Annotated in this window: 20 protein-coding genes; 10 read left to right on the top strand and 10 right to left on the bottom strand. The window is 30.9% G+C overall.

Going from position 1 to position 21,251, the window contains the following annotated elements:
- Window positions 1–14: 14 nt before the first annotated feature.
- Complete coding sequence (locus tag GQS57_RS11895) at window positions 15–941, bottom strand: PfkB family carbohydrate kinase (protein WP_165733068.1); 927 nt, start codon at window positions 939–941, stop codon at window positions 15–17.
- Between the two features lie 71 nt (window positions 942–1,012).
- On the opposite strand from GQS57_RS11895, the gene GQS57_RS11890 reads away from it, so the two are divergent.
- The 6 genes from GQS57_RS11890 (at window position 1,013) to GQS57_RS11865 (ending at window position 5,471) form a co-directional block, all read left to right on the top strand.
- Window positions 1,013–1,438 carry a SufE family protein gene (locus tag GQS57_RS11890; protein WP_165733067.1) on the top strand — a complete coding sequence of 142 codons (426 nt, stop codon included), beginning with the start codon at window positions 1,013–1,015 and terminating at the stop codon, window positions 1,436–1,438.
- Between the two features lie 39 nt (window positions 1,439–1,477).
- Entirely contained in the window at window positions 1,478–1,798 is a 321-nt protein-coding gene (locus GQS57_RS11885; RefSeq protein WP_165733066.1) for a DUF59 domain-containing protein, read from the top strand.
- A gap of 99 nt (window positions 1,799–1,897) precedes the next feature.
- Entirely contained in the window at window positions 1,898–2,407 is a 510-nt protein-coding gene (locus GQS57_RS11880; RefSeq protein ID WP_165733065.1) for a DUF2480 family protein, read from the top strand.
- Window positions 2,408–2,413: 6 nt separating this feature from the next.
- Window positions 2,414–3,277 carry a DUF3078 domain-containing protein gene (locus GQS57_RS11875; protein ID WP_165733064.1) on the top strand — a complete coding sequence of 288 codons (864 nt, stop codon included), beginning with the start codon at window positions 2,414–2,416 and terminating at the stop codon, window positions 3,275–3,277.
- Window positions 3,278–3,342: 65 nt separating this feature from the next.
- The gene (locus GQS57_RS11870; RefSeq protein WP_165733063.1) at window positions 3,343–4,266 is read left to right on the top strand and encodes a DUF3078 domain-containing protein; all 924 of its coding nucleotides are present in this window, start codon (window positions 3,343–3,345) and stop codon (window positions 4,264–4,266) included.
- An 89-nt stretch (window positions 4,267–4,355) separates the two neighbouring features.
- A complete protein-coding gene (locus tag GQS57_RS11865) occupies window positions 4,356–5,471 on the top strand; it encodes a CNNM domain-containing protein (protein WP_165733062.1) in 1,116 nt (371 codons plus the stop codon).
- Window positions 5,472–5,505: 34 nt separating this feature from the next.
- Here GQS57_RS11865 and GQS57_RS11860 read toward each other — a convergent pair whose 3' ends face one another.
- Window positions 5,506–6,219, bottom strand: coding sequence for a VIT family protein (locus tag GQS57_RS11860; protein ID WP_165733061.1), 714 nt, complete (start codon window positions 6,217–6,219; stop codon window positions 5,506–5,508).
- 34 nt (window positions 6,220–6,253) lie between these two features.
- Window positions 6,254–7,465, bottom strand: a complete 1,212-nt coding sequence (gene hflX, locus GQS57_RS11855; RefSeq protein WP_165733060.1) for a GTPase HflX — start codon at window positions 7,463–7,465, stop codon at window positions 6,254–6,256.
- A 277-nt stretch (window positions 7,466–7,742) separates the two neighbouring features.
- Here hflX and GQS57_RS11850 point away from each other — a divergent pair, with 277 nt between their 5' ends.
- Entirely contained in the window at window positions 7,743–8,720 is a 978-nt protein-coding gene (locus GQS57_RS11850; protein ID WP_165733059.1) for an endonuclease, read from the top strand.
- Between the two features lie 216 nt (window positions 8,721–8,936).
- Here GQS57_RS11850 and GQS57_RS11845 read toward each other — a convergent pair whose 3' ends face one another.
- Window positions 8,937–9,155: a hypothetical protein gene (locus tag GQS57_RS11845; RefSeq protein WP_240915470.1), complete on the bottom strand. Its 219-nt coding sequence runs from the start codon at window positions 9,153–9,155 to the stop codon at window positions 8,937–8,939.
- A gap of 90 nt (window positions 9,156–9,245) precedes the next feature.
- Between GQS57_RS11845 and glpQ the strand changes: the two genes are divergently transcribed.
- Both glpQ and GQS57_RS11835 read left to right on the top strand, forming a co-directional pair.
- Window positions 9,246–10,202: a glycerophosphodiester phosphodiesterase gene (gene glpQ / locus GQS57_RS11840; RefSeq protein ID WP_262887630.1), complete on the top strand. Its 957-nt coding sequence runs from the start codon at window positions 9,246–9,248 to the stop codon at window positions 10,200–10,202.
- A 4-nt stretch (window positions 10,203–10,206) separates the two neighbouring features.
- Window positions 10,207–10,740 carry a hypothetical protein gene (locus GQS57_RS11835; RefSeq protein WP_165733056.1) on the top strand — a complete coding sequence of 178 codons (534 nt, stop codon included), beginning with the start codon at window positions 10,207–10,209 and terminating at the stop codon, window positions 10,738–10,740.
- Window positions 10,741–10,743: 3 nt separating this feature from the next.
- Here GQS57_RS11835 and GQS57_RS11830 read toward each other — a convergent pair whose 3' ends face one another.
- From GQS57_RS11830 to GQS57_RS11815, 4 genes are all read right to left on the bottom strand, one after another.
- Window positions 10,744–11,868: a glycerate kinase gene (locus GQS57_RS11830; protein ID WP_165733055.1), complete on the bottom strand. Its 1,125-nt coding sequence runs from the start codon at window positions 11,866–11,868 to the stop codon at window positions 10,744–10,746.
- A gap of 11 nt (window positions 11,869–11,879) precedes the next feature.
- Window positions 11,880–13,526: a sodium/solute symporter gene (locus GQS57_RS11825; protein WP_165733054.1), complete on the bottom strand. Its 1,647-nt coding sequence runs from the start codon at window positions 13,524–13,526 to the stop codon at window positions 11,880–11,882.
- 23 nt (window positions 13,527–13,549) lie between these two features.
- A complete protein-coding gene (locus GQS57_RS11820) occupies window positions 13,550–14,854 on the bottom strand; it encodes a trehalase family glycosidase (RefSeq protein WP_165733053.1) in 1,305 nt (434 codons plus the stop codon).
- Between the two features lie 101 nt (window positions 14,855–14,955).
- Window positions 14,956–17,637, bottom strand: a complete 2,682-nt coding sequence (locus GQS57_RS11815; RefSeq protein WP_165733052.1) for a TonB-dependent siderophore receptor — start codon at window positions 17,635–17,637, stop codon at window positions 14,956–14,958.
- Window positions 17,638–17,769: 132 nt separating this feature from the next.
- Between GQS57_RS11815 and GQS57_RS11810 the strand changes: the two genes are divergently transcribed.
- Window positions 17,770–18,795, top strand: a complete 1,026-nt coding sequence (locus GQS57_RS11810) for a LacI family DNA-binding transcriptional regulator (RefSeq protein ID WP_165733051.1) — start codon at window positions 17,770–17,772, stop codon at window positions 18,793–18,795.
- A 4-nt stretch (window positions 18,796–18,799) separates the two neighbouring features.
- Here GQS57_RS11810 and GQS57_RS11805 read toward each other — a convergent pair whose 3' ends face one another.
- Together GQS57_RS11805 and GQS57_RS11800 are read right to left on the bottom strand one after the other, a co-directional pair.
- Entirely contained in the window at window positions 18,800–19,396 is a 597-nt protein-coding gene (locus GQS57_RS11805; protein ID WP_240915469.1) for a hypothetical protein, read from the bottom strand.
- 41 nt (window positions 19,397–19,437) lie between these two features.
- Window positions 19,438–21,222 (bottom strand): chloride channel protein, encoded by a 1,785-nt coding sequence (locus tag GQS57_RS11800; protein ID WP_368855186.1) that lies wholly within the window; start codon window positions 21,220–21,222, stop codon window positions 19,438–19,440.
- Window positions 21,223–21,251: the final 29 nt, after the last annotated feature.

The raw sequence follows: 21,251 nt of genomic DNA, 5'->3' as shown, positions 1-21,251 counted from the left end.
ACCGCGGATTAAAATTAAGATATTTTTATATCAAATTGTGTTAAATCTTTAAAAGCTTGTAATCGCTTTTTAACTTCTTCATTAGTAAGTGCTTCCATGCGTTCTGTACCAAATTTTTCTACACAGAAAGATGCAAGGTTAGAACCGTAGATAATTGCATTTTTCATGTTGTTAAAAGAAATGTCTTCTGTTTTTGCTAAATAACCACAAAAACCACCAGCAAATGTATCTCCAGCTCCTGTAGGATCAAAAACTTCTGCTAAGGGTAATGCAGGCGCATAAAACATATCTCCTTCATTAAATAATAAAGCACCATGTTCTCCTTTTTTGATTACCACATATTTAGGTCCCATTTCATGAATCTTTTTAGCTGCATTTACCAAAGAATATTCTCCGGATAATTGACGCGCTTCTTCATCATTAATAGTTACTACATCTACACGTTTTAAAACTGTATGTAAATCATCTAAAGCAATATCCATCCAAAAATTCATAGTATCTAAAACTACTAATTTTGGTCTTTCTGTCATTTGGTCTAATACAGATGCTTGTGTTAACGGGTGTAAATTCCCTAACATTACAATACCTGCATCTTTAAAGTTTTCTGGTACAACTGGTGTAAAAGTCTCTAATACATTTAATTCTGTAATTAAAGTATCTCTAGAGTTCATATCGTTATGATATTTACCACTCCAGAAAAAAGTTTTACCTTCTTTGACAACCTCAATTCCATCAGTATTAATACCTTTAGAATTCATCATTTCTAAGTAGGATGCAGGGAAATCTCCACCAACTACAGAAACAACGCCTGTTTTTACTCCAAATTGACTTGCAGCTAGACCTACATAGGTTCCAGATCCACCTAATATTTTGTCAGTTTTCCCAAAAGGGGTTTCAATTGCATCAAAAGCTACTGTACCAACTGCTAATAATTTACTCATTTCTTAGATTTTATACGTAATTTTGCATTTTATAAAATGCTTTTTAAAAAGTGCAAAAATAAGTTTTAAAAATGACTATCAAAGAAATACAAGAAGAAATTATTGATGAGTTTTCTATGTTTGATGATTGGATGGAGCGCTATGAGTACATTATAGAGTTAGGTAAATCGTTACCAATTATTGAGGATGCGAATAAATTAGATGAAAATTTAATAAAAGGTTGCCAGTCTAAAGTTTGGTTATATTCTGAATTAGAGGGAGATATTATTAAATTTTCTGCGGATAGTGATGCTATATTAACCAAGGGTATTGTGGCATTGTTATTGAGGGTATATTCAAACCAAAAACCGGTAGATATTTTAGGAGCTTCTACAGATTTTATTGATGAAATCGGTTTAAAAGAACATTTATCACCAACAAGAGCAAATGGTTTAGTTTCTATGGTTAAGTACATAAAAATGTATGCCATTGCACAACAAACTAAATTAGGAAATTAAAAATACAATTGGTGAAAACTAATTGTTAAATGAAATATAATGACAGATAAAGAGTTAGAAGTAATAGGTGACAAAATTGTAAATGTTTTAAAAACAATTTATGATCCAGAAATTCCGGTAGATATTTACGAATTAGGTTTAATTTATGACGTTTTTGTATCTGAAGATAATAATGCAAAAATATTAATGACATTAACATCACCTAATTGTCCGGTAGCAGAAAGTTTGCCAGTTGAAATTGAAGATAAAGTAAAAACTTTAGAAGAAATTAAAAGCTGTGAAGTAGAAATTACTTTCGATCCTACTTGGACACAAGATATGATGAGTGAAGAAGCAAAACTAGAACTGGGAATGCTATAAAATAGTTCTCACTAACAGTTTTCTGAATAAAACAACCAATGTCATTTCTAAATGAGCTTTTTTAAGCGATTGAGAAATTTCAACTTTGAAACTTTAATAATGCAAGAAGAAATTATAAATAGGGTTACAAATAGTAAACTTAAAACCTTTGATTTAGAAGAAATCTATCCAGAAGGAAAAAGAGTGGTATTTGATGTTAAAGATTGGTTGTTTCAAGAGTTAATCTTAAAAGAAAAAGACTTTAGAGAATCGGTACAAAACCACGATTGGTCTCAATACAAAAATAGTTTTGTAGCTATTTCTTGTTCTGTAGATGCAATAATTCCTTCTTGGGCTTTTATGTTAGTGGCGTCAGAATTAATTCCGTTTGCAAATAAAGTGGTGATTGGAGATTTAGAGTTGTTAGAAACAGTTCTTTATCAAGAATTAATTGGTTTTTTAGATCTTAAGGAATTTATTAATGCACCAGTTATCATAAAAGGGTGTGCAAATAAGCCAATCCCTAATTCCGCTTATGTTTTTTTAATAGAAAAATTACAACCTGTAGCAAGGTCTATTATGTTTGGAGAAGCTTGCTCGACAGTGCCTTTATATAAAATTAAAAAATAATTTACAATGAGAAGATTATTACTTCTTTTACTCGTTCTTTTTTCTACTTCTTTTTATGCACAAAAAAAGAAGAAAGATACTTTACCCATTCCTAAATGGAAAATTAACGGTAAATTTAGTTTTGTTTTTAATCAATCTTCCTTTTCTAATTGGTCTTCTGGAGGAGAAAATACAATTGCAGGAAATTTAACGGTAGATTATAATTTTAATTACAAAAAAGACAATGTAAACTGGGATACTAGAATGATAACAGGCTATGGTATTAGTCATTTTAGTGAAAAAGGGCATCGTAAAACAATTGATCGTTTTGAGTTAAATAGTTTATTTGGGTACAAAACATCTAATTATTGGTTTTTTTCGTTTCTAGGTAATTTAAAATCACAATATTCAAAAGGCTATAATTATACCAATGAACCTAAGTTGGTTGTTTCAGACTTTTTTTCACCTGCATATTTAACTTTTGGTCCTGGTATGTTATGGAAGAGATCAGATAGATTAAATATAAATATAGCACCATCAACCGCAAGATATACTTTTGTAAATGATGATTTTTCAGGTGAATTTGGTGTTGATGAAGATAGTAATACCGCGTTTAGTTTAGGTTTTAACTTATCTGGACTTTATAAATTTACTTTGATGGATAATATTGAAATGGAAAATATTTTAACCATGTATTCAGATTATTTGAATGATGTTGGTAATGTGGATGTTGATTACCAAACAAATATTAGCTTTAAGGTAAATAAGTCTATAAAAATGCAAATGACTTTTCAAACAGTAATTGATGACAATGCTTCTAGTAGTGTTCAGTTTAGAGAAATGTTTGGTTTAGGTTTAAATTATAATTTCCACCAAAAAGTGACTTATTAATATTTTTATTGTCTAAATAAGAAAAAGTGTATTTTTGCACACTCAAATTTTAAAAAAACAAAAAGATGAAGAAGTTATCAATTTTATTTTTATTGGTATTAACTAGTTTATCCATTAATGGACAAACAGCTGAAGAATTAAAAAAAGAACAAGCTCCTAAAAAAGCAGAAATTGCTAAATTACAAGGAGAGGTAAAAGCATTACAATCAAAAATTGATGCACTTCCAGGATGGAGAAAAGGTGCTTTTGGTACAATTGGAGGTAGTTTTTCTGGTTTTAATAACTGGTATTCTAGAACTGCACCTACAGCAACTGCTGGTAATATAGGTATTACAGTAAATGGTTTTGCTAATTTAATTAAAGAAGATTTTTTCTGGAGAAACTCTGCTGCGGTTAATTTAGGTTGGGTAAAACTAGATGAAGAAGGAGTTCCTGGAGATGAAGATTTTGAAGCTACTACAGATGTATTTACAATTAGCTCTTTATATGGTAAGAGATTAAATAAAAAATGGGCACTTTCTGGTTTAGCAGAATATAGAACCACAATTATAGATAATTTTAACGACCCAGGGTATTTAGATTTAGGTATTGGTACTACTTGGACACCAACAAATAATTTAGTGGTTGTTATACATCCAGGAAACTACAATTTTGTTTTTAGTAGTGGAGATACAGTTTTCGAATCTTCTTTAGGTGCTAAAGTTGTAGCAGACTACACTCAGAAATATGGTAAACTAAGTGTAAAGTCTAATTTATCTATGTTTCAAAGCTATGATACATCAGATTTATCTAACTGGACATTTACAAACTCTTTTGCTTATACAATTTGGAAAGGAATTGGAGTTGGTTTTGAGTTAGGTTTACGTCAAAATAAACAAGAAGCTTTAAACAATGCTTTAGATAATGCTGTTGTTCCTACAGCTACTTTTGACAATATAGATAACAAATTACAATCTTACTATTTACTAGGTTTGAGTTATGCTTTTTAAGTAATATCAAATAATATTTTATTTAAACCTCAAGAAGAAATTCTTGAGGTTTTTTATTTTCCTTACTTTTACATTCTAAACCTTTGTTGATGACATTATTAATAATTTTCGCTACCGTTTCTGTTTTCTTTTCATTTTTGTGTTCTATTCTAGAGGCAGTTTTACTTAGTATTACACCAACTTTTATCAACTTAAAAAAGAAAGAAGGGTTAGAGTATGCAATACAGTTAGAGGCGTTAAAGAAAGATGTAGACAAACCCTTAATAGCAATCTTAACAATTAATACAGTTGCACATACTGTAGGGGCTATTTTAGTTGGTGTACAAGCAAAAGTTGCCTATGCAGAAATGTATGGTACTTCTACTAAAACTATTTTGGGTATTAAATTAACAGAAGATGTTATGGTGGGTGTTGTATCTACAATAATGACTATTTTAATTTTAGTTGCATCAGAAATTATCCCTAAAACAATTGGAGCTACTTATTGGAGACAGTTAGCTAATTTTACTACCAAGGCTTTAAATATTATGATTTTTCCTTTAAAATGGACAGGTTTTATTTGGGTTTTACAATTAACTACAAAATTAATTGGAGGTAAAGGACATGGCAGTGTTTTAAGTAGAGAAGGCTTTTTAGTAATGACAGAAATAGCTGAAAAAGATGGGGTTTTTCATGAAAACGAAGGGAAGGTTATTAGAAACTTATTAGGTTTTAAAGGGATTAAAGTAAATGATGTAATGACACCTAGATCTGTTTTAGAAATAGCAGATGAAAGCCAAACGATAGATGCTTTTTATAAAGAGCACAAAAAATTACGTTATTCTAGAATTCCTGTTTTTGCTGAAAATCCAGATGAAATTACAGGATATGTTCTAAAAGATAATTTATTTGAAGCAATAATTAGTGGAAAAGGAGCGGAGACCTTAGCTTCTATAAAAAGAAATATTATAATTACAGACAGAGATTTATCGATTGCAGATTTATTTGACAAACTGATTCGACAGAAAGAACATATTGCGTTGGTTGTAGATGAATATGGTTCTGTAAGCGGACTTGTTTCTCAAGAAGATGTAATAGAAACTTTATTAGGTTTAGAGATAATGGATGAAAGTGACTCTGTTGCAGACTTACAAGCTCATGCTAAAAATTCTTGGAAAAACCGAATAAAAAAAATGGGAATAAATGATGATAAAAAGGAGGAATAACTTTTACTTACAAAGTTTATAACACGAGTCCTTTTTAGATATTTACATTAAATAAATAGCCAGCTAAGGCTGTTAATCCCATAGCAGCTGTACCCCAAAAAGTGATTCTTAAAACTGCTTTTTTAATATTAGAACCGCCTGCTTTAGCCGCTAATGCCCCTAAAGTCATTAGAAAAAGTATGGAAGAAGTGTAAATGTAGTATTCTAAATTTTCTAAAGGCAGAAAAAGAGTTACCAAAAAAGGAAGTAGGCCACCAATTGTAAAAGCCGCTCCGGATGCTACTGCAGCTTGAATAGGATTTGCCTGACTAATTTCATTAATACCTAATTCATCTCTAATATGTGCTGCTAACGCATCATTTTCTGTCAATTCTTCAGCAACAATTAATGCTGTTTCTTTTTTAAGTCCTCTCTTTTCGTAGATTCTTGCCAACATTTGTAACTCAAGTTCTGGCATTTCTTCTAATTCTACTTTTTCTCTTTCAATGTCTGCAGATTCTATATCTGTTTGAGAACTTACGGAAACATATTCTCCTGCGGCCATAGATAATGCTCCTGCAACCAAACCAGCTAAAGTAGCTAGAATTACCGGTTCTCTTAATTGGCTTGCAGCAGCAACTCCAATAGCTAAACTTGCGGTAGATAAAATTCCATCATTTGCTCCTAAAACAGCTGCCCTTAACCAATTACTTCTATGTATATAGTGTTTCTCTAAATGGTCGACTAATTCGGTGGAGCTTTTGTTCATCTCAATGAAGTTTATTTTATCAAATCATAATTATTTACTCTTCTTCTTTATATTCATAATATAAAAAATCGTTATAAGGAAAACGCTGAATGTGAATTTTCTTTATTTCTTGGTAAGCCTTTTCTTTAAAATCTTCTAAATTATCTTTGTTTAAAGCAGATATAAAGATAGATTCTACCTCATAATCATTCATCCAAGTTTTTTTCCAATCTTGTAAAGTATAATGTTTTTTCTCTCTTTCTGTAACAATATCATCTTCATCTATTGTTTCGTGAGCATACGCATCAATCTTATTAAAAACCATTAAAGTTGGTTTGTCTGCACATTTTATATCTGATAAAATAGAATTTACAGAGGCAATATGATCTTCAAAATTAGGATGAGAAATATCTACCACATGTAACAACAAATCTGCTTCACGTACTTCATCTAAAGTAGATTTAAAAGATTCTACCAATTGTGTAGGTAACTTTCTAATAAAACCAACAGTGTCTGTTAATAAGAAAGGTATGTTCTTAATTACTACTTTTCTAACAGTAGTATCTAAGGTTGCAAACAACTTGTTTTCTGCAAATACATCACTCTTACTAATTACATTCATTAAGGTAGATTTACCAACATTTGTGTAACCAACTAAAGCAACTCTAACCATTTTTCCACGGTTTTTACGTTGCACACCCATTTGTTTGTCAATGGTTTTTAATTTTTGCTTTAAAAGAAAAATCTTATCTCTAATTATACGTCTATCTGTTTCTATTTCTGTTTCTCCAGGTCCACGCATACCAATACCACCTTTTTGCTTGTCAAGGTGTGTCCATAATCTTGTTAAACGTGGTAATAAGTATTGACATTGAGCCAATTCTACTTGTGTTTTTGCAGAGCTTGTTTGTGCTCTTTGTGCAAAAATATCTAAGATTAAGTTGGTTCTATCTAAGATTTTACAATCTAAAACTTTCTCAATATTACGTATTTGAGCAGGAGATAATTCATCATCAAAAATGGCAGTTCCAATATGATTCGATTCAATATAATCTCTAACTTCTTCTAATTTACCAACACCTAAAAAAGTTTTAGGATTTGGTTTTTCCATCTTTTGGACAAAACGTTTTACGGCAACTCCACCTGCAGTAAGCGTTAAAAACTCTAATTCATCTAAGTATTCTGTAGATTGAGTTTCATCTTGTTTCTGAGATATAATTCCAATTAAAACAGCTTTTTCCGATATTACTTCGCGTTCGTCTATCATAGACAACAAAAATACAAAGATTTGATTTGTAAATGCATAAAAAAATCCTCAATAAAATTAAGGATTTTAATAATTAATTCAAATTCAAATTCAATACTTTTTCTTCTTATAGCAATGGTTTTTAAAGGTTTAATATTCATGCTTATTTTAATCACTGCAAACTTATATTAGAAAAACGTAATTTAGAATACGTTAATGTTAACAAAACATATAATTTAAGTTACGAGTACCAAAAGTTTATTTGTCTATTTTTACGTTTCACAAAAATTAAGTATACATGCAATCATTTTTTTTATCATCTAAAAGGAGTAAAGATATTTTTACTGTTGGTTTTTACAACGTAGAAAATTTATTTGATACAGTAGATGATCCAAAAACTTTTGATGATGATTTTACAGCCAATGGAAAAAATCATTGGAATAATAAACGTTACAGAGACAAGATTAAAAAACTAGGTTCTGTAATTTCTCAATTAGGTAAAGAAAGATCTTATAATGTACCTGCACTTGTTGGTTTGGTAGAGGTAGAAAATGCAAAAGTTGTAAGAGATTTGGTGAATTCTAAAGATTTAAAAAAGCATCATTATGGTTTTGTACATTATGATTCTCCGGATGATAGAGGGATTGATGTAGCACTTTTGTACAATAAAGAAGTATTCGAATTAATAGACTCAGAACATTTTCCTTTGTATTTAGAATATGAAGAAGGAAAGAGAGATTATACTAGAGATATTTTAGTGGTTTCTGGAAATTTAAAAGGAGAATTAGTCCATGTTTTAGTAAATCATTGGCCCTCTAGAAGAGAGGGAATAGAAGAGTCTGAACCAAAAAGAATTGATGCAGCAAAATTAGCAAGAGTAATTATAGCGGGAATACAAGCTAAAAATTATAATGCAAAAATTTTGATTATGGGTGATTTTAACGATGATCCAACCAGTAAATCTATTAAAGAATATTTAGTGACGGATGATTTTTACAATCCGATGGAAAAGATATTGGATAGAAATGCTATTGGTTCTTTAACCTATGAAGGTAAATGGAATTTATTTGATCAGATAATTATTACCAAGAACTTTTTAGACAAAAAAGAAGGACAAATCTATTTTAAGCATGCGGAAGTTTTTAATAAGAAATGGCTTAAAATTTTTAAAGGAAAATTAAAAGGAAGTCCGTTTAGAACTTATATTGGTCCTTGGTATCAAGGAGGTTTTTCAGACCATTTTCCTGTGTATTTGTATTTTAAAAAGGAAGATTAATAGAAATTTGATAGATATAGTCCTTTGGCCTTGTAAACTCTGATACTATTTTTTGAAATTCACTTGTTGTGGTAGGAGCGAAACGCTCGCACTAGCGTTTATGTTTTGTTCCGTTTTCGCTAACGCAAACGTCTCGCTCGTGTGAAAACTGATGCGTTCTTGTTTTTTTAACGCATTCATTTTGGTATACGGTAAAATTATTAAAAGGAGAACTAATTAATCCTTTCCAAAACCTTTAAAAGCGGCCTTTAATTTTTCATCATTTAAAATATACTTCTTGTATTTTCCGTCTCTGTATCTGTAGTAAATAAAGAAAGGCATAAATAGAAAAGAAAAGTAGAAGACACCTAAACCCATTACAATTTGTGCCTTTTCGTGACCTGTATTTATAAGGTACATTCCAACTGCCATCCAAATTAAAAAGATGACAAACATTATTTTTAACATTAACTTCATATTGCAAAATTACAAAAGTTATATCTTTAATTGATATATTTTATAGAAATGAACTCAATTTGATTATTTTTGATTGGTTTGCTACTTTTTTCTTGCAATTCACCTAAAAAAGAAACGAATATGGATACTAAAATAGTGATTGCTCACAGAGGTGCTTCTGGTTATTTGCCAGAACATACTATGGGAGCCAAAGCGATGGCGTATGCTATGAATCCTCATTTTATTGAGCAAGATTTGGTGTTGAGTAAAGACAATGTACCTATTGTAATTCATGATATTTATTTAGATGATGTAACGGATGTTGCTGTAAAATTTGCTGATAGAAAAAGAAAAGACAATCGATTTTATGTGATAGATTTTACTTTTGATGAATTACAAACGCTAAAAGTAACGGAGCGTTTTAATCCCGAAACAGGCGAACAGTTTTACCCAAACCGTTACCCGAAGGGAAAAGGGAATTTTAAACTGCATTCTTTTGAAGAAGAAATAGAACTGATACAAGGTTTAAATAAAGCTACTGGAAAGAATATCGGAATTTATCCAGAAATTAAAGAACCAGCTTTTCATCAAAAAGAAGGAAGAAAGATAACCGAAATTGTTTTAGAGATACTTGCTGATTACGGTTACAAAACAAAAAAGGATAATTGCATTTTACAATGTTTTGATGCAGCAGAGCTAGAGAGAATTCGTGTAGCATTAAAATCTGACTTATTTTTGGTGCAATTAATAGAATTTGAAGAAGAAGCAAAACAATTGACACATTTTGCAACGTATGCAGACGGAATAGGTCCTTGGTACAAGCAAATATTAGATGAAAAAGTAGGAGAGAAGTGGCAGTTTACCACATTAGTTTCCGATGCGCATAAATTGGGTTTAAAAGTGCATCCTTATACTTTTAGAGCCGATTCTTTAGATGAGTTCACTACCTTTGACCAGATGATGGAAACACTCTTAATAGAAGCAAATATTGATGGTGCTTTTACAGATTTTCCAGATTTGGTAGTCAATTTTTTAAAAGAAAAGTAATTCAATGAACACTCATTTATATAAAATAAAACACTTTAATAATACTTTAGATGTTTTTTCATCCGAAGAAAAATTATACACATCTAAGTGGTTTATGGATTTTGGGAAGTTTGGTTCTGAGGTTTTTAATTCAGACGATAAAATAATTTATAAGATTACCAAACAATTTCAATTTTGGAAATGGAAAATGGTATTTACCATAAAAAATAGTCAGGACGTTTTAACCGAATTAATTTCTCAGAATAATAGAAAAACCATCTTTTCTATAGATGTTGATGAGGTTACTTATGAAACGAATATCCATTTTAAAAAGAAAATATCGATTCTAAAAAACGGAGAAAAGATTGCAGAAATTGATGAGTCTTTTTCTGATAATGATTTTAAAGACAGTATTAAATTACAGCTTTTAGATGAAAATGATTTAGCCGTTTGTTTCTTATTATTTTCTTGTTTAAAAATAGAAGCAACTGAGCAAGACTATAAAAGTATTATGCCAAGTCAGAAGCAATTAGAGCCTAATGAAGAGCCTTGGAGCTAGTTTTTAAAGTTTTTTTAGTGCGAATTTTCTTGATAATAAATTCAGGTATTTTGCACTTTTTTTCATAGAACCTTCTAAGTCCTTCGCGTAATTTATAACTGCATCGGTATATTGAATTCCAAAATCTTCTGGTTGTTTTCCGTCTAAATCTATAGTGCCACAAAAAGCAGCAACTTTTATTTTTTTAGCGGTTGCGGAGGTTAACACTCCTTGAATTGTTTTGCCAGACATAGTTTGTGTGTCTAGTTTTCCTTCACCAGTAATAATCCAATCGGCACCTTCAATTTGAGTATCAAAATTCGCGATATTTTTTATCAATTGAATCCCAGGTTCTAAAGTTCCGTTTAAGAATAATTTACTAGCAATTCCCATTCCACCCGCAGCACCAGCACCTTTTACAGACTGAACATCGATTGTGAAAATAGCATTTAGAATTTCAGAAAAATCTTCTAAGCCTTTATCTAACATTATAATTTCGTCTTTCGACGCTCCTTTTTGTGCACCATAAACATAGGCTGCACCATTTTTTCCGTATAACGGATTGGTAACATCACAAGCTATTTTAAAATCTACAGCGCTTAATTTAGGATGAACATTAGTAACATCTATCGATTTTATATTTGATAAATTAGCACCAATAGGTTTTACTTTTTCATTGTTTTTATCTAAAAACTGATAACCTAAAGCCGTTGCCATTCCTATGCCACAATCGTTGGTTGCACTGCCGCCAATACCTATAATAATAGTTTTAGCACCCTTATTAATCGCATCAATAATCATTTCTCCGGTACCTAAGGTAGTGGCATTTTTACAATCGAATTGTGCTGGTTTTAGTAGCTTAACACCAGATGCTTCTGCCATTTCAATAAAAGCAGTACTTGTTTTTTCTGAATAAATGTAAGTTGCATTTATAGTTTCAAAAAAAGGGTTGTTCACTTTTACATTTATGGTACTTCCTTTTAGGTAGAATTCTACAACTTCAATAGTACCGTCACCACCATCTGCTAGTGGTAATTTAAGAATTTCTGTATTGGGGAATTCTTCTAAAATGCCTTTTTCAACAATATTGCAAAACTCTAATCCTGTTAAAGAATTTTTAAATTTATCTGGTGCTAGTACTATTTTCATTTGCTTAAATTTTAACTTAAAATAGTTGGAAGGAAATAACTTAATACAACTATGAATACAAAAAAAGCGACAAGAATGTATACTTCTTTTATCATAAAATCTTCTTTTTTAATGCTTACATTAAAATTGGAAATACGTTTTACAGCTGTGCCACGTGTAAATGCACTAACAGTATAGGCAACTACCAATGCAATTATTACACCCGTAAAGTTTAACCAAATCCAAAAAATGTTAAAGCCTAAATCTATATGAAACAATTCTTGAATGGTTTTAGAAAATATTAGGTTGATTAATACGGCAGATATAATTGCAGCATTCATACCAATATGATTTACTTTTTTAGAAAAGAAAGCCAAAAAGAATGTCACTAATACTGGCCCGTAAAATACAGAACCAATGGCGTTAATTATTTCTATCACCGCACTTTTACTTCCTCCAAAAAGAAAGGCCGCTGCAATACAAATTACACCCCAAAATACAACTGATCCTTTAGAAATAAGCATGTAGTTTTTGTTGCTTAATTTTTTGGTTCCTCTGTTAAAGAAATCTTCTACAGTTACTGCAGATAGAGAATTAACGGTAGAACTTAAAGAAGACATTGCTGCAGATAAAATACCAACCATTAAAATACCTATTAAACCATGAGGTAAATATTTCATAATAAAAACAGGGATCATTAAATCTGCTTTCACACCATTTGCAGCAAATTCTTCTGGAAAATATTTTTGGGTAGTCGTTGCTATTTCTTCCAAGAAACCTGGGGCTTGTGTTATTAAACCACCAATTACTAACCCCATAATACAATAGATTAAAACTACCGGAAATCTTAACAGTCCGTTGGCTAGTAAAAGTTGTTTAATGGTTTTTTCATCTTTAGCAGATAGCATTCTTTGTGCTTGTGTTTGGTCGCAACCATAATAAGAAGCATATAAAAAGAAACCACCAATAATCATTGGTAACAAGCCATATTCGTTTCCTTCACCAATTCCTAAATTATGGTCGATCACTTTTAATCGTTCAGGATCAAAACCATTTGGCAAACCACCATGTTCTTGTAAAAGAGTCCAACCAAAATACAAGCAAATAATTAAACCTGCGAATAAAATAATCATCTGTATAGCATCTCCCCAAACAACGGCTTTCATACCGCCTTGCCAAGAATAGATAATGGTAATAACACTAATTATTAAAATAGTGTACACAAAATCGATGTCTAAAACGGCTTGTAAAATAATGGCAATAGTATACACCATAACACCTGTACCCAATGCACGACTTATCTGAAAAACGATACTTAAAATTAACCTTGTAGAGGTGCTAAAACGTTTTTCTACAAACTCATAAATACTAACTACTCCAGACCTAAATAATGGCGGAATTATAACAATCATAATAAAAATCATTGCTAAAGGAACGGCAAACTCAAAGGTTAACCATTTCATACCTCCGCCTAATTTTAAGCCTACAAAAGCAGGAGCAGAAATAAAACTGATGGCAGATAATTGGGTAGCCATTGTAGATAAACTCAAAGGAAACCATCCCATGCTTTTACCTCCTAAAAAATAATCTTTTGAGTCTTTATTATCTTTAAAGAAGAAACCCATTCCTAAAAAGAAAATGATATAAAATATTACGATACTATAATCTAGCCAATTCATAATCAGTTTGTTTTTATGTGAATTTAATTTTTAAACATATCTATTAATAAAGCGGCACTCCAAGAAAAATGATTACCTCCATAACCTGCTTTACCCTCTTTATGCATTTCTTTTCTAGAATCGAAATATTCATAAAAACCATTTTTTTCAATCATATCTATAGAATCTTGTTTTACACGTTGGGAGATATCCTTGAAACCATATTCTTTTAATCCGTTAAAAAGCATCCAATTTAAATTGATCCAAACAGGACCTCTCCAATATTTTTTCGGATTAAAACGATCACTTGTTGGGTCGAAAGAAGCACATAAATATTGGTCTTCATTTCCAAATTTATCCATCATAACGGTAACCATTTTTTGAGCTCTTTCTTTTGATGGAATACCTGCAAATATTGGCGAAAAAGATGATGATGATAAATATCGTAAAGGTTTTTCATTTCTTAAATCGTAATGAATATAAGCACCTATTTCTTCATCAAATAATTTGTTGTTAAATGATTCTTTACTTTTTGCTTGCCATTTCTCTAACTGTGCTACTTTATCACTGTTATCTCCAAGTAATTTATACAAAGCGATTAAACTCTCGTTAGATTTTATAAGCATTGCGTTAAACAATGGATCTTGAACTAAAAAAGGTGATAATTCAGCTATTTTTTCATCACTATAATTATTCGCTTTTGCAATTTCTATAATATGTAAATAATGATCGTATTCTCTTTTAGATGGACGTTGAGCTGCATCTACATGCGTGGTGTCTCTTCTTTCAAAAGTATATTCTGGCGGATTCATGGTTGCCCAAATATCATCCCAAATAGGAGAGTTGTCTGTACCAGATTCCCAATTATGATAAATATAAACTAAACCTTCATTCTGCGGGTCTCTATTTTTATAAAAATATTCGTGATTAAAATATACTTTATCAATTACAGACGCTATATATTTTAAAGAAGCTTCTTTATTAGTACTAATTTTATACATTTCCTCTAACACAAAACCTGTTACAGGAGGTTGTGTCATTCCTGTAGATTTGTGTTTTTTTGATGCTAATGAATGTAAGTCTGAACGATGAAAATCTGCACCAGGAAAATAACTATCATTGTCTGTATGGAAAATTATGTGTGGAATAAATCCGTTTTCCCATTGAGCATCTAATAAGGTTTCTATTTCTTTTTCTGCTTTTGGCATATCAAAATGTGCAAAACCGATGGCTATAAAACCAGAATCCCATTTCCATTGAAATGGATACAAATTTGCACATGGAATGCTAAAACTCCCTGTCCAGTTATTATTAAGTACTTCTATTGCTTGTTTTTCTAATTTATTCATATTTAAAAATGGATTATTATAATTTAAATACTCACTATTGAAATGTTACTTAGAATAGTGAGTAACCTAAAAACTAAATTGGCTTATAAAAGGTTGGGGGACTAAAAATTAAGGGTCGCTGTTACAAACATTCTTCTTGGTAGAATTGGTCTTCCGTTAAAAAACTCTGCATTACCAGCTTGGTTTACATTTCTTGGATCTCCTTCTGTAATTCCTGAGCTGTCAAATAAGTTAAATAAAGAGACTCCTATTCTTAAGTTTTCTTGGCTGTCTTCCGATTTATTTAAACCAAAGGTGTAACCTGCACCTATTCTAACAATGTTTATTGCTTCTAACTCTACGTTGTTGTTATCTGCAGCAAACTTTTTTCCTGTATGATTTAAAGAAAGTAAAGCATCAAAACTATTATTGTCATAGTTTAAACCTAAACTTGCTAAGAAATTAGGTTGTCTTGCTAATTTGTTACCAACATTGATTTCTGTAGATCCACCATTTTCTAAATCTTCATCAATATTTTTTGTAATTTCATGTTCTTGGTAAGTAGCAGTACCTCTAAAATCTAAATGATCTGATAATTTATAAGACCAGTTTGCTTCTAAACCTAAAGTTTTTGTTGCTTGTTCAGATCTTGTTTTATCAATTAAAGTACCTGCGGTATTAAATGCTTGTGTTATTTTTATTCTATCGCTTAAACTTACATAGTATGCAGCCAAAGACCCAGATAATCTTTCTTTACCTAATTTTACACCTGCTTCAAATTGAATAATTTTTTCTGAATCATAATTTGTGTTTTTTATACCTGCTACTGGAGCAAAACTTCTAATTTGTGGAAAGAAAAAACCTTTTGAAAAGTTTGCATATAAGTTAACTTCATCTATTAAATTATGCAATGCAGCTAAAGATAAAGCCCAGTCAGTAGCATCAATATTTCCTCTTGTAAAACTTCCATCGGCATAATTAACGTTTGCTAATTCTGCAGTTAAAGTAGCATCATCGTATACTTTATTGCTTACAATGTTTCCGTTACTAAAAGTACCATTTGTATTTTCTATTCTAATACCAGCATCAAAACGCCATTTGTCGTAAACTATTTCATCTGTTAAATAGAAAGCTGTTTTGTTTTGGGTTAAGAATTTATTAGCAGTCATACCAATTCTATTATATAACCCTCCTTCAGAAAAAGTAACATCATTACCACTAGCATCTACATAACTTAAGTTTACCAAACGTGGGTTATTATTAAATTCTGATAATACTCTGTATTGATAATTAACATCTTCTGCTTCGGTAAGTGCTAAATAAACACCTGCTGTAATATTATGAGTTCCTTTAGCTGTTTCTATAGTTTTAGTTAAAGAAGCTTCACCAGAATAATCTGTCATTGGGCGTAACCTATCTACATGTAAATTGTCTACCACTAAATCTGAATTACTTATAGATGAGCCAGCTGCACTTCCTTGATATTGTGCTGTAAATCCTTGGTTTCCTGGAGCAACATCTGCAACATAGTCACTTAATTTAATTGGGTTTCCGTTAGCTCCATTACCACCAACATATAAGGCAAAGTTATGTTTGTAGTTTGCGTATTTAATTTTTGACTTGAATCTTAAATCATCAGAAAATTTATAATCGAAATCTCCCATTAAATATCCACCAGCGGTGTAAACACCATCTTCTATAGGACTTGTATATGCCCCACCAGCAGTTAAAAATGAAGTATGTGCTAATTCGCTAGACAATAATTGAGAAACTGGTTGTCCATCATTTCCATCTATCCTATTTCTATCGCCGTCTAACGGAAGTGGTAAAAAGAACTGAGCTCTATCATTAATAAACTGACCATGTAATGTAAAAGAACCTTTTTCAAATTTCTTTTTAATATTTGCTCTAAACTGTACACCTTTTGTAGGCATACCTGTTTCTATTGGTCCGTCATCTTTTCTAACAAATCCGGTAAAAGCATAAAAAGTATTAGAATCTTCTCCTCCTAATCTTCCTCCAGAATAAAAATCTGTTTTTAAACGACCTTTATCTGCCCATTCTACATTTACAATATTTCCTGGGTTAGAATCTCCTGTTTTACTAGTGTAGTTAATAATTCCGGCTACAGAACCAGCACCATATAAAACGGCTGCTCCACCTCTTACAAATTCTACTCCTTTAAAACCAATGTCTGGTCTTGCATATACATCATGTGCAGACGAGTTTAAACCAAACGTACTCATTAATGGCATACCATCATATTGTAATGGGTTAAATACATACTGTCCGCCAGAAGGTAGCCCTCTAACAAAAACATTTGTAGCTGTTTCTCCACCACCACCTTCGGCAGTAATACCAGGTACACTTCTAAGAATATCTGCCTGACTATTGGCAGAAAGTTTTGTAATTTCTTTTTGCTTAATAGAACTAATAGACATTGGTGTCTCTTTTTGAGATCTAAAAGTTGCAGAGGCCGTAAGTACTATTTCATCTAGTTCGGCGCCTCCTTCTTGTAAAACAACAGCAACGTTTACTGTGGTTCCATTTAGATTTACTTTCTTTTCGAAAGTTGTAAACCCAATATAAGATACTTGAATAGATTGTTCTCCAACTGCCGATGATGTAAAACTAAAATTTCCATCAAAATCAGAAGTACCTCCAGAAGTAGTTCCTTTAATAATAATACTTGCACCAGGAATTCCTTCGCCTGTATTATCTTTAATTGTTCCCTTTATATTTGTCTGAGCTGCTACTACAGAAAAACTAAAGACACATAATAATGTAAGTAATGAATGTTTCATGTTATTAAGAATTAGTTAATTATATCCCAAAATTATTGATATATACTCTATTTATAATGCATTTTTTTAAGAAAATGTTATGCAATCGTTTGCGGGAACGTTTGTTTATATTATTTTTACGAAAACGATATTGTGAAAAAAGAAGTAATTACACTAAAACAGATGGCTCAGATGTTAAAACTTTCAACATCAACAGTTTCTAGAGCTTTAAACGATCATCCAGATATTAGTCCGAACACAACAAAGAGGGTAAAGGATTTGGCTAAAAAATTAAATTACATGCCTAATATTTTTGCGAAAGGGTTTAGGTTGCATAAAACAAATATTATTGGTGTTATTGTACCGGATATAACTTCTTATTTTACCTCTACAATTTTAAAAGAAATTTTATTACAGTCAGAAATTAAAGGATATCGAGTTATTATTTCTGAATCTAATAATGATATTCATAGAGAAAAAGAAATGCTATTAACGATGTTGCAATTTGGTGTTGATGGTATTTTAATGTCTTTATCTAAAAATACGATAGAAGTAGATCCTATTTTATATGCATTAAATCAAAAACCGTTGGTACTGTTCGATAAAGTTTCTAATAAAGTTCCTTGTACCCAAATTATAATTGATGGAGAAGAAGCTGCTTTTAATGCTGTAGAGCATTTAATTAATATTGGTAAAAAAAGAATTGCAATTATTAAAGAATTTGAATACTCTTACAATTCAGAAAAAAGATATCAGGGATATTTAAGAGCTTTACAAACGCATAATATACCTGTTGATGAAAAACTAATTTTAAGTACAGAAGATATTTCTTTAAAAAAAGGAAGAAGATTAACGAGTCAGTTAATTAGTTTAAAAGAAAGACCAGATGCTATATTTTCTATAACAGATACTGCTGCTGTAGGGGTTATACAGACGTTAAATAAATTTAAGATTAAAATACCCGAAGAAATTGCTGTGGTAGGTTTTAGTAATTCTTTAAGTTCTACAATAATAGAGCCTAACTTAACTACAACAGATCAACCTGGTAAAAGAATAGGAGAGATCGCTGTAGATTATTTAATTAGAGAAATTCAAGAGCCTAAAAACTATGCAAGTAGTAAAACGATAGAAATTAAAACTAATTTAATAATTAGAGCTTCTACTTTTTTGCCTGATTAAAAAGCTATTGTTCTAAATTTTGAGTTAAAAATAGCAGGAAAATAAGAGCAAATACAATTAGCATCGAAATACCTAATATTTTCCATATTTGTTTATTGTGATGTACTAAGTATTTTCCTAAATGGGTATTCCAGAAATATTCTGTCAACACAGCGTAGCCTATAACATTCAAGATTAAAGTTGTGAAAATAGATTTGGGTAGATAATTTAAAAGTATCGTAGAGCAAAGAGTATATACCAACCCAAAAATAAGAACTTGATTTCTTACTTTAGGTTTGTTCACCTGTTTTAAGTTTTGCATTAATAAAACAGCACCAAATATGGTAGAAAAGAAAATGGTAAAACCGAGGATTGCATTTTTAGAATATAAAACAGGCACTTCTAATTCTTCAAAAGGACTCTTATTACTTTCTATTTTTTCTTTAGGAATAGGAGTCTCAGATACGGTATTTTCTGTAGGCGTATCCTCTATAACAATGGTAGGTTTTTCTAATATGTCTCTATCCTCTAATACCCAAGTAACAGCTTGCAAAGCTTCTTCTGTATATTTATCTTTTTCAGTGAGAATGGTTTCTAACTCTTTGTTAGATTTTGTTCTCATATTTGTTGAAAAACTATTCTGCCTCATTTTCTTCTATAGTTTTATGACGTAACTTCTATTAGTTTATTTCTGTAAGCCGTTAATAATTTTGATTTAGAGATAAAACCAATATATTTTCCTTCTTTAACAACTGGTAAATTCCAAGCACCACTTTCTTTAAATTTTCTCATAATGTCTGTCATTTTATCTAGACCTATGATAATTATTTCTGGAGGATGCTGCATAATATCTCTAGCAAAAATGGTTTTATATAAGGTTTGATCAAACATTATAGGTCTTAAATCGTCTAGTAAAATAATACCTGTTAGTTTATTATTCTTCTTATTAATTACAGGAAAAATATTTCTGTTAGATTTTACAACTGCTTGTTTAACCATACTTTCTAAATCCATATCTGAATAAACTGGAACAAAATTGTTTTCGATAACTCTATTAATATCCATTAAAGTTAAGACAGCATGGTCTTTGTTATGTGTAATTAATTCTCCTTTTCTACCTAACTGCATTGCGTAGACAGAATATGGATGTACATATTTAGCTATTAGGTAAGAAATTGTAGCGGTTAGCATCAACGGAATAAAAAGTTCATAGCCTCCAGTTAATTCCGCAATTAAAAAGATGGCAGTTAAAGGAGCATGTAGTACTCCTGCCATTAAGCCAGCCATTCCTACCAAAGTAAAATTACTTTCAGAAACATTAGATAAACCAGTAGTATTAATTATTTTAGAAACACAATTTCCTAAAAGACTTCCCATAAATAAAGTAGGTGCAAAAATACCACCAACTCCACCTGCGCCAAAAGTTAAGGCACTTGCAATCACTTTAAATAAAACTAAGCCAAATAATAAGATAATAACAACCCAAACATTAGTTAAATCTAAGTTCATAAAGTTGTTTTTTAAAGCTTCTTGTGGGTTTCCTGCAATTAAATTATTAATAACCTCAAAACCCTCACCATATAAAGGCGGAATAAAAAATATTAATACTCCTAAACCAATTCCACCAACTAATAAACGTTTTACTGGAGAGTCTATTTTGTCAAAAAGTTTCTGAATTCTATCATAAACCTCGGTAAAGTAGATAGAAGCTAAGCCTGTTGCTGTTGCTAAAATTAAGTAATAAGGAATGTTGCCAATTGTAAAAACATCCGTTATTTCAAACGGAAGTAAAACATCAGAACCAAAAAAGAAACGAGAGGTTATAATTGCAGATAAAGAAGCCAAAAGTAAAGGCATCATAGAGGCAATTGTTAAGTCTAAGCTAAATACTTCTATGGCAAAAATAATAGCGGCAATTGGTGCTTTAAATATGGCTGAAAGCGCAGCGGCAGATGCACAACCAATTAATAAGGTTCTTGAAGTCTGATTTAAATGAAACAACCTGGCAACATTAGAGCTAATTGCCGCACCTGTTGCAACAGTTGGTCCTTCTAGTCCAACAGAACCACCAAAACCAACGGTAATTGGCGCTGTTAAAATAGAACCAAACATTTGGTAACGCTTCATAATTCCTTTTCTTTTGGAAATAGCATATAGCGTAGAAGGAATACCGTGACTTACCTTGTTTCTAATAATATATTTTATGATAAAGTATACAATTGTTAAACCAATAATAGGAAAAAGAAAGTAAAAAGCATGGTGATAATCTCTTACCAAATTTCCTTCTAAAAGATGCTGAAAAAAGTGTGTTAAGTTTTTTAAAATAACAGCTCCAAAACCTGCTAAAAAACCAACAAGGATGCTAAGTATGTATATGAATTGTTTTTCAGAGATGTATTTATATCTCCAAATTAATATTTTTCTGTAAATGTTTTTTGTTGTTGGCACTTGTTTTTTCGATAAGAAATTATTTATAA

Origin of the sequence: Polaribacter sp. 20A6, assembly GCF_011378915.1 — a bacterium.
Taxonomy (GTDB): domain Bacteria; phylum Bacteroidota; class Bacteroidia; order Flavobacteriales; family Flavobacteriaceae; genus Polaribacter; species Polaribacter sejongensis.
This window is presented reverse-complemented; position numbering and strand designations above follow the sequence as displayed.